General features: G+C 75.2%; 6 protein-coding genes and 1 pseudogene. All 7 read left to right on the top strand.

The window, feature by feature from the left end:
- Positions 1-390 (top strand): annotated as a pseudogene (locus EAD96_RS30205) (DNA polymerase Y family protein); the annotation flags it as partial.
- A gap of 93 nt (positions 391-483) precedes the next feature.
- Positions 484-3855: an error-prone DNA polymerase gene (locus EAD96_RS30200; RefSeq protein ID WP_121686628.1), complete on the top strand. Its 3372-nt coding sequence runs from the start codon at positions 484-486 to the stop codon at positions 3853-3855.
- 96 nt (positions 3856-3951) lie between these two features.
- A complete protein-coding gene (locus tag EAD96_RS30195; protein WP_030500224.1) occupies positions 3952-4131 on the top strand; it encodes a hypothetical protein in 180 nt (59 codons plus the stop codon).
- A 31-nt stretch (positions 4132-4162) separates the two neighbouring features.
- Positions 4163-4894, top strand: a complete 732-nt coding sequence (locus tag EAD96_RS30190; RefSeq protein ID WP_121686627.1) for a methyltransferase domain-containing protein — start codon at positions 4163-4165, stop codon at positions 4892-4894.
- On the top strand, positions 4891-6066 hold the full coding sequence (locus EAD96_RS30185; RefSeq protein WP_121686626.1) for an alkaline phosphatase family protein: 1176 nt from the start codon (positions 4891-4893) through the stop codon (positions 6064-6066). The genes EAD96_RS30190 and EAD96_RS30185 overlap by 4 nt, the downstream gene beginning before the upstream one ends.
- A 107-nt stretch (positions 6067-6173) precedes the next feature.
- Entirely contained in the window at positions 6174-7433 is a 1260-nt protein-coding gene (locus EAD96_RS30180) for a DNA polymerase IV (protein ID WP_121686625.1), read from the top strand.
- Positions 7434-7548: 115 nt separating this feature from the next.
- On the top strand, positions 7549-7962 hold the full coding sequence (locus EAD96_RS30175) for a DUF3040 domain-containing protein (protein WP_120568815.1): 414 nt from the start codon (positions 7549-7551) through the stop codon (positions 7960-7962).
- Positions 7963-8732: the final 770 nt, after the last annotated feature.

Raw genomic sequence — 8732 nt, 5'->3', positions numbered from 1 at the left:
GTCGTCGTACCCCCTGCGGGCCGTGCGGGGCGACGGGCCGGGCGGGGCCGGGCGGTGGCCGAGCCGCCGTGGCCGGGGCGGATCCCGCCGCCGTCGCCGGCCGTGGTGCTGCCCACCCCGTTGCCGGCCGACGTGCGTGACGCCGCCGGGGAGCCGGTCGTGGTGAGCGCCCGGCTGGCGGTCAGCGCGGCGCCGGCCCGGCTCACCGTCGGCGACGGCCGCCCGGCCGAGATCACCGGGTGGGCCGGCCCGTGGCCGGTGGACGAGCGCTGGTGGGCGCCGGCCGAGGCGCGCCGCCGGGCCCGGTTCCAGGTGTGCCTGGCCGACGGCGCCGCCCTGTTGCTCGCGGTCGAGGGTGGGCAGTGGCTGGTGGAGGCGATCTATGACTGAGCACCGGAGAAGATCTTGGTACGAGAGCGCCCCTCCAGGGGCCGTCTCGTACCAAGATCTCGGGCGGTCGGGTGCAGGGCGAGGCGGGCACCGGTGAGCTTCCACAACCCGAAGATGCCGTGGTCCAAGCTGGAGCAGGTGCTCTCCGGGCGGGCCAAGGGCGAGCGGCACCTGCACGTGGTCGACCCGCTCGCGGTCGACGCCGACGGGGGCGACTCACCGGCCTGGAGCCGCAAACGCCAGGAATACCGGCCGCCGGAACTGGACCGCCCGGACGGCGTGGTGCCGTACGCGGAGCTGCACGCGCACTCCAACTTCAGCTTCCTCGACGGGGCCAGCCACCCGGAGGAGCTGGCCGAGGAGGCGGCCCGGCTCGGGCTGACCGCGCTCGCCGTCACCGACCACGACGGCTTCTACGGCGTGGTGCGCTTCGCCGAGGCGGCCCGCGCGCTGCGGCTGCCGACGATCTTCGGCGCGGAACTGTCCCTCGGGCTGCCCGGCCCGCAGAACGGCGAACCCGACCCGCTCGGCCGGCACCTGCTGGTGCTCGCACACGGCCACGAGGGGTACGCGCGCCTGGCCGCCACCATCTCCCGCGCCCAGCTGCGCGGCGGGGAGAAGGGCCGCCCGGTCTACGGCGAGCTGGAGGAGATCGCCGACGAGCTGCGCGACCACGTGCTGGTGCTCACCGGCTGCCGCAAGGGGCACGTGCCCGCGGCGCTGCTCACCGAGGGCGTCGACGCGGCGGCCCGGGAACTGGACCGGCTCACCGCGCTGTTCGGCGCGGAGACGGTGGCGGTGGAGCTGACCGACAACGGCCACCCGGTCGACGCCGACCGCAACGACGCGCTCGCCGAGCTGGCCGCCGCGGCCGGGCTGCCCACGGTGGCCACCAACAACGTGCACTACGCCACCCCGGGCCGGCGGCGGCTGGCCACCACCGTCGCGGCGGTCCGGGCCCGGCGCAGCCTCGACGAGATCGACGGCTGGCTGCCCGCCGCGGCCACCGCCCACCTGCGCAGCGGCGCGGAGATGGCGGCGCGGTTCGCCGCGTACCCGGGCGCGGTGGCGCGGGCCGCGGAATACGGTGCGGAACTCGCCTTCGACCTCCAGCTCGTGGCGCCGAAGCTGCCGGCGTACCCGGTGCCGCCCGGGCACACCGAGATGAGCTGGCTGCGCCGGCTGACCATGGACGGCGCCCGCGAGCGCTACGGCCCGCCCGAGGCGCACCCGGAGGCGTACGCGCAGCTGGAACACGAGCTGCGGATGATCGAAGACCTCGGTTTCCCCGGCTACTTCCTGGTGGTCTACGACATCGTCGCGTTCTGCCGCGCGCAGGACATCTACTGCCAGGGCCGGGGCTCGGCGGCCAACTCGGCGGTCTGCTACGCGCTGCGCATCACCAACGTGGACGCGGTCCGGCACCGGCTGCTGTTCGAACGGTTCCTCGCCCCGGAGCGCGACGGCCCGCCCGACATCGACGTGGACATCGAGTCCGACCGCCGGGAGGAGGTGATCCAGCACGTCTACGCCCGCTACGGCCGGGAGCACACCGCCCAGGTCGCCAACGTCATCTCGTACCGGCCCCGGTCGGCGGTGCGCGACGTCGCGAAGGCGTTCGGCTTCTCGCCCGGCCAGCAGGACGCCTGGAGCAAGCAGATCGACAGGTGGGGTTCGGTCGCCGCGGTCGACGTGGCGGACATCCCGGAGCAGGTGGTCGCGTACGCCAACGAGCTGGCCGGCGGCTCGGGGAGGTGGGCGGGGTTCCCCCGGCACCTGGGCATCCACTCCGGCGGCATGGTGATCTGCGACCGGCCGGTGATCGAGGTGTGCCCGGTGGAGTGGGGCCGGATGCCCGGCCGCAGCGTGCTCCAGTGGGACAAGGACGACTGCGCCGCCGTCGGCCTGGTCAAGTTCGACCTGCTCGGCCTCGGCATGCTCTCGGCGCTGCACTACGGCTACGACCTGATCGGGTCCAGCCTCGACCTGGGCGACATGGACCTGGACGACCCCGAGGTCTACGACATGCTCTGCCGGGCCGACTCGGTGGGCGTGTTCCAGGTGGAGAGCCGCGCCCAGATGGCCACGCTGCCCCGGCTCAAGCCGCGCGAGTTCTACGACCTGGTGGTGGAGGTGGCGCTGATCCGGCCCGGCCCGATCCAGGGCGGCTCGGTGCACCCGTACATCAGGCGCAAGAACGGCCAGGAGCCGGTCACGTACGCGCACCCGCTGATGCGCAACGCGCTGGAGAAGACGCTCGGCGTACCGCTGTTCCAGGAGCAGCTCATGCAGCTCGCCATCGACCTGGCCGGGTTCGACGCGGCCGGCGCCGACCAGCTGCGCCGGGCCATGGGGGCGAAACGCTCGGTGGAGCGGATGGCGCAGATCGCCGACCGGCTCTACGCCGGGATGGCCGAGCGGGGCATCACCGGCGAGCTGGCCGACGACGTCTACCGCAAGCTCACCGCGTTCGCCAGCTACGGCTTCCCGGAGAGCCACGCGATGAGCTTCGCCTACCTGGTGTACGCCAGCTCGTGGCTCAAGCGCTACCACCCGGGCCCGTTCCTGGCCGCGCTGCTCAACGCCCAGCCGATGGGGTTCTACTCGCCGCAGACGCTCGCCGACGACGCCCGCCGGCACGGCGTGGAGGTGCGCCGGCCGGACATCAACGCCAGCGGCGCCAAGGCGGTGCTGGAGTCCACCCCGCAGACCCGGTGGGGCAGCGTGCCGGGCGAGCCGCCGCACGCCTGGGGACTGGGCGGCCCGGCGGTACGGCTCGGGCTGGGCAGCGTCCGTACCCTCGGCGAGGACGTGGCCGAGCGGATCGAGGCGGAGCGGACCGCGCACGGGCCGTACCGGGACATGCCGGACCTGGCCCGCCGCGTCGGTCTCACCGCCGCGCAGCTGGAGGCGCTGGCCACCGCTGACGCCTTCGCCTGTTTCGGGCTGACCCGGCGGCAGGCCCTCTGGGCCGCCGGCGCGGCGGCCCAGGACCGGCCCGGCCGGCTGCCCGGCACGGTGACCGGCGCGGACCCGCCCACCCTGCCCGGCATGGCCGCGGTGGACCGCCTGGTCGCCGACGTCTGGGCCACCGGCCTGTCCCCGGAGAGCCACCCGGCCCGGTTCATCCGGGACCGGCTCGACGAACTGGGCGCGGTGCCGATCGCCCGGCTCGGCCAGGTGCCGCCCGGGCAGCGGATCCGGGTCGGCGGGATCGTCACCCACCGGCAGCGTCCGGCGACCGCCGGCGGCGTCACGTTCCTCAACCTGGAGGACGAGACCGGGATGCTGAATGTCACTTGCTCCCCGGGGTTGTGGCAGAGATACCGTCGAATCGCCCGCACCAGCGGAGCACTGGTGGTGCGGGGCCGGCTGCAGCGGCACGAGGGCGTCACGAACCTCACCGCGGACCGGCTGGACGCGATCGAGCCCCCCGTCACACCGGCATCCAGGGATTTCCGTTGATGGAGTGATCCACATTACGGTTTCTCCGGGCCGGAGGCGGGAGACTCCCGACGCGGGTGGGCAGAGCGGCCCACCCGGGGTATGGGGGATGAACCGATGACCTTTCACCGCACGTACGCCGGTGGCGTAGCCAACGCCCGACGGACCCGCCTCGGCGCCGACTGGGCGCCCACCCACGAGGCCGAGCCGCGGGAATACCAGGTGACCGACGGCCCGGTGGCCAACGACCAGCGCTCCCGCGCCGAGGACGACCCCGCCGGCGGCGGCGAGTCCTGAACCCGGGCCGGGGGGTGACTAGGCTCGGCGCGTGGAGCAGATCCGAACCCTCACCCCCCGCACCGCCGTCATCTGGTCGGTGCTCCGGGCCGAGCTGGACCGGCGGGCCGGCGAACAACTCTCCGTGCTCGACGTCGGCGGCGGGACCGGCGGCTTCGCCGTCCCGCTCGCCGAGGCCGGTCACCGGGTCACCGTGGTCGACGCCAGCCCCGACGCGCTCGCCGCGCTGACCCGCCGGGCCGCCGAGGCCGGGGTCGCCGATCGGGTACGCGCGACGCAGGGCGACGCCGACGCGCTCACCGGACTCGTCGAACCGGCCACCGTGGACCTGGTGCTCTGCCACTCCGTCCTCGAAGTGGTCGACGACCCGGAACCGGTGATGTCCGCGCTGGTCACCGCGTTGCGCCCGGGTGGCGCGGCGAGCGTGCTCGTCGCCGGCCGGGCCGCCGCCGTGTTCGGCCGGGCGATGAACGGGCAACTGGACGCCGCCGCCGCGCTCGCCGCCGACCCGCGCGGCACCACCGGCGGCCGGGACACGCTGCGCCGCCGCTACGACACCACCGACGCGAGCGCGCTGCTCACCGCCGCCGGCCTCGTCGTGGAGGAGATCCACGGGGTACGGGTGCTCGCCGACCTGCTCCCGGCCGCGGTCGCCGACGGGCAGCAGGCCGCCCTGGTGGAACTGGAGCGCGCCCTGGCGGCCCGGTCCCCGTACCGCGATCTCGCCGCCCAGCTGCACCTGTTCGCCCGCCGCCCGGCATGACCGGCCCGGCCCCCGATCCGGCTCCCGGCCCGCTGGACCGGGTGGCGCCCCGCTACGACGGCGCCGCCCTGACCGACGTGCTGCCCAGCGCGCTGGCGCTGCTCGGCGTGCCGGGCGCGGCCGACCGGCTCGGCCTGGCCCCGCGCCTGACCGGGGTACGCCGGATCGCGGTGCTGCTCGTCGACGGCCTCGGCTGGTACCAGATCCCCACCGCCGCCCCGTACGCCCCGACGCTCGCCGGCCTGGCCGCCACCGTCGGCCGGCCGCTCACCACCGGCTTCCCGTCCACCACGCCGACCAGCCTGGTCAGCCTCGGCACCGGCACCGGGGCCGGCGCGCACGGCGTGCTCGGCTTCACGGTCCGGGTGCCCGGCACCGACCGGGTGCTCAACCACGTCGACTGGGCCGGCGACCCGGACCCGGCGAGCTGGCAGCCGGTGCCCACCTGGTACCAGCGGGCCCGTGCCGCCGGGGTCGCCGTGACAGTGGTCAGCCGTCCCGAGTTCGCCGGCAGCGGCCTGACGCTCGCCGCCAACCGGGGCGGCGACTACCGGGGCGCGGCCGGCGTCGACGCGCTCGCCGCCCGGATGCTGGCGGCGCTCGCCGCCGGGGACGGCCCCGCCCTCGTCTCCGGCTACCACCCCGACCTGGACCGGCACGGGCACCTCAGCGGCGTGGACTCCGCGCCCTGGCGGGCCGCCGCCGCCGACGTGGACACGCTGCTGGCCCGGCTCGTCGACGGGCTGCCGCCGGACGCCGCGCTGCTGGTCACCGCCGACCACGGCCAGCTCGACGTGCCCGCCGCGCACCGGATCGACCTGGACGCCGACCCCCGCCTGCGGGCCGGGGTACGGGTGGTCGCCGGCGAGCCCCGCGTCCGCTACCTGCACGTCGAGCCGGGTGCCGAGGCCGACGTGACGGCCGCCTGGACCGAGGTGCTGGGCCCGGCCGCGCACGTGCTGACCCGGGCCGAGGCGGTGGCGACCGGCTGGTTCGGGCCGGTGCCCGAGGCACACCTGACCCGGATCGGCGACGTGGTGGTGGTCTGCCGGGACACGTACGCGGTGGTCGCCACCCGCTCCGAGCCGCCGATGGCGTCGCGGCTGGTGGCGTACCACGGCGCGGACACCGCCGCCGAGATGACGATCCCGCTGCTGGTGGTCCGGGGCTGACCCGGTTCGTCCGTGCCTCTGCGCTGTCTCCCGGGTCGGCCCCGCCTCGTCCGGGGCCGGCGGGCGGTCGCCGTGGGGTTGTCGGACCGGCGGGCTAGCCTGCTGACATGGGCCGCAGCCAGTCGTTGCCCCGAGGCGGTGACCCGCGCTTCGGGCCGGACGCCGACGACACCGGCTGCACCGTCCTGCACGTCGACATGGACGCGTTCTACGCCTCGGTGGAGGTGCGCCGCCGGCCCGAGCTGCGCGGCCGGCCGGTGGTGGTGGGCGGCGTCGGGCCGCGCGGCGTGGTCAGCTCCGCCAGCTACGAGGCCCGGCGGTACGGCGTCCGCAGCGCCATGCCCACCGCCCGCGCCCGCGCGCTGTGCCCCGGCGCGGTCTACCTCCCGCCCGACTTCACCGCCTACACCGAGGCGTCGCGGGCGGTCATGCGGATCTTCCGGGACGTCACGCCCCTGGTCGAGCCGCTCTCACTGGACGAGGCGTTCCTCGACGTGGCGGGCGCCCGCCGGCTGTTCGGTCGGCCCGCCGACATCGCCGCGCTGATCCGCCGCCGGGTCGCCGAGGAACAGCGACTGACCTGCTCGGTCGGCGTGGGGCCGAGCAAGTTCGTGGCCAAGCTCGGCTCCACCCGGGCCAAACCTGACGGCCTGCTCGTGGTCCCGGCCGCCCGGGTGCTGGACTTCCTGCACCCGCTGCCGGTGTCCGCGCTGTGGGGCGTGGGGGAGCGTTCCGCGGACGCGCTGCGCCGCCTCGGCCTGCGTACCGTGCGCGACCTCGCCGAGGCACCGGCGGGCCTGCTGCGCCGGGCGGTGGGCGAGGCGTCCGCCACCCACCTGCACGAGCTGGCGTGGGGGCGTGACCCGCGCGCGGTCACACCCGAGCAGGTGGAGAAGTCGATCGGCGCGGAGGTCACGTTCGACACCGACGTGAGCGACCCGGACGAGATCCGGCGGTCCCTGCTCGCCCTCGCCGACAAGGCCGGCGCTCGGCTGCGGGCGGCCGGACAGGTGGGCCGCACCGTGTCGCTCAAGGTCCGCTTCGCCGACTTCCGGACGGTCAGCCGCTCCCGCACGCTCGCCGTGCCCACCGACACCGCGCGGGAGATGTTCGACACGGCCTGGGCGCTGTGGGGCGCGCTGGCCCCGGGCGAGCCGGTTCGGCTGGTCGGTGTCCGGATGGAAGGTCTCGCCCCCGCGGGGGAGACCCCGCAGCAGCTCACCCTCGGTGCGCCCGAGCGCGGCTGGCGCGAGGCGGAGGCGGCGGCCGATGCCGCGGCTGCCCGATTCGGGCGGTCCGTCATAGGTCCGGCCAGCCTTCTCGGCCGTCGTGATACACGACAAGTCGAAAAACCGACCCGGCCGTAGGTCGTCCCGCTTTCCGACGCGCGGGGGCCCTCGTAGACTTGCGGGTAAGCAGCCGGTTGGCTGCCACGGTCTGTCGGCCCGACCGGGCCGACCAACGTGACCGGGGAGGAGTGCCGTGCCGCTCTCGGAGCACGAGCAGCGGCTGTTCGAGCAGATCGAGCGGTCGCTTGCCGAGGACCCCAAGTTCGCCTCGGCCGTGCGCGCCAGCGACCCGCGTTTCCACGCGCGGCGTCGCGTGCTCGTCGCTGCCGGCGTGGTCGTCGCTGGTCTGGCCCTGTTGATCTACGGTGCCGTGATCAAGATTCCTGCGGTGGCCGTGGCGGGTTTCGTCGTCATGCTGGCCTCGTTGGGCTACGCGGTGCAGTCGCACCGCCGATCCCAGTCGCCCGACCTGCACGTGGTCGGCGGCACAACGAGCCGGCGTCGTCCCCGTGGCCGCAGTGGCGGTGGCGGTGGTGGTGGCCGTCGGGGCTCCTTCCTCGACCGGATGGAGGACCGCTGGCGGCAGCGCCCGGAGGGCCACCGCTGACCGCGTCCCGCCCCTGAACCGGGGCGGGAAACCGGCGGCGCCTCCGTAGCAGGTCGGCAAGCGCCGCCGGGGCGACCTGCTGCCGGTCGCCGCGGCACACGCGGCGAGGGCGCTCGCTCAGTCGTGCCCGAAATCGAGTTCACCGTCCCGCCGCGGCGGCACCACGTCGCGGTCCGCCTCCCGTGGACACCGCCGCGCCTCCGCCAGCACGTTGATGCGCGCCCGGTTCGCACCCCACCCGGGCTGTCACCGTAGAGCTTCCCCGCCTCAACGTGACACACCTGCCCGGCCACCTGCCGTAGCCCAACGGCCCGCTCCCTCGCGATCTTGCACTCCCGGCCCGCGCCGCGCCCGGTGTCTCCCTCGCGATCTTGCACTTCTGGCCCGCGCCGCGCCCCCGATGTCCCCCGCGCGATCTTGCACCTTCGGCCCGAGTTGTGCCCCGAATGTCCCGTTCGCCCGGGCCCGGACTGCAAGATCGCGGATCACCACGGACTGGGCGAACAACGCGCTCACCGCCACCGCGGCGGCGGCGGGCTGCCCAGCCCGTCCGCCCCCTCAATCACGCGCCGCCCGGCAGGCGGGATTCGCCGCCCGTATCCCGGGCGCCGCCGTAGATCTTGGTACGAAAGCGCCCCTATGGGGTCCGTTTCGTACCAAGATCTCGCGTGCGTCCGCGCGGGGCAGCGGCCCAGAAGCGGTGATCAAGGAGTTTGTGTCGTCGGCGGGGCTGGAACTGGACACAAACTCCTTGATCACCGCTTCTGGGC

This window comes from Micromonospora sp. BL1 (genome assembly GCF_003667485.1).
GTDB lineage: Bacteria > Actinomycetota > Actinomycetes > Mycobacteriales > Micromonosporaceae > Micromonospora > Micromonospora tulbaghiae.
Note: the sequence above shows the minus strand (reverse complement) of the source record. Positions and strands in the feature narration are given on the sequence as shown.